Here is a 1,152-nt window from a genome sequence, read left to right as displayed (position 1 = left end):
GGCTTCCCCTCGTCGTGCTCTCGTGATTCGGCCTGTCGTCCCGATGCGGCCGGTGGCGTGAATCGCTGCGGGACGGCCGGGGCGGTGCGGGCGGATCGGCTGCGCGGACCCGCGCCAGCGCCGGTTCAGCTCCAGCCGCTCGGCCTGCTGCTGGGGTGTCGGATACCCGGCGCGCGGGCCGGTGGGGATCGGGGTCGCGCGGGCGGGCCCGGGCGGGGGCGGCGCAGGGGCGGCCTGGGAGCCGGTGACCGAACGCTGGTCGACGCCCTGGGCGCCGGCCGGACCGGGGGACAACCCGCCGATGGCGAGGAGAGCCGCGCCGAGCAGGCCGGCCGCGAGGCGGCCCGGGCGGAAGGGGTTTCGGCACGTCACCGAGGGATCCCTGCGAGCGGTGGCGCCGCGGCGTGGCGGCGGAGAAGAGGTCGTACGCACCGGAAACAGGTTAGACGCCGACGCGTACCGATGCGTTGGTGTCGCAGCAAGAAACCGGCAAAATAGCTGCGTCCATCGTCCCTGTTGCGGCCGGTTGTCATCCGGTGCGTACGTCTCGACAACGCACCGGGCGCGGCCGGGTTTCGGCGGAATTTCGGGGTGCGGCGCCGGGCGGTTCGGGCTAAAAGTCCGGGGGCGGGCGCCTCGCGTCCGCTCGCGTCGACCGTCCTGCAAGGAGAAGGCATGTCCGTTCCGACCCGCCGAAATGCCCTGTCGGCCCTCGGCCTCGTCGTCGCCGCGGCCGCTTCGGCCGGCCTCGTCCGCTCCGCTCACGCACAATCCGGGAAATCCATGACCACTCCATCAGGCCTGACCATCACCGACGTCACGGTCGGCACCGGCGCCAGCCCGACACGCGGCCAGACCTGCGTGATGCACTACACCGGCTGGCTCTCCGAGAACGGCGCCAAGGGCAAGAAATTCGACTCCTCGGTCGACCGCGGCCAGCCCTTCGAGTTCCCGATCGGCATGGGCCGGGTGATCAAGGGCTGGGACGAGGGCGTCTCGACCATGAAGGTCGGCGGCAAGCGCACCCTGGTGATCCCGCCCGAGCTCGGCTACGGCGCCCGCGGCGCCGGCGGCGTCATCCCGCCCAACGCCACGCTGATCTTCGACGTCGAGCTGTTGGGCGTGAAGTAGGGCGATACGCCCGCCCGTCGG

The 1,152-nt window shown here is 72.4% G+C and carries 1 protein-coding gene and 1 pseudogene; one reads left to right on the top strand and one right to left on the bottom strand.

Translation table 11 applies throughout. The features are described 5' to 3' along the window. Positions 1-372, bottom strand: a pseudogene (locus CH341_RS35415) (hypothetical protein); the annotation flags it as partial. Between the two features lie 303 nt (positions 373-675). Between CH341_RS35415 and CH341_RS26960 the strand changes: the two are divergent. After that, complete coding sequence (locus CH341_RS26960) at positions 676-1,131, top strand: FKBP-type peptidyl-prolyl cis-trans isomerase (protein ID WP_245431270.1); 456 nt, start codon at positions 676-678, stop codon at positions 1,129-1,131. Positions 1,132-1,152 lie beyond the last annotated feature (21 nt).

It is taken from the genome of Rhodoplanes roseus (assembly GCF_003258865.1).
GTDB classification, from domain to species: Bacteria; Pseudomonadota; Alphaproteobacteria; order Rhizobiales; family Xanthobacteraceae; genus Rhodoplanes; species Rhodoplanes roseus.
This window is presented reverse-complemented; position numbering and strand designations above follow the sequence as displayed.

Bases quoted from the DNA above. Each gene is read 5' to 3' on its own strand.
- CH341_RS26960 (WP_245431270.1), top strand. From the start codon at position 676: ATGTCCGTTCCGACCCGCCGAAATGCCCTGTCGGCCCTCGGCCTCGTC.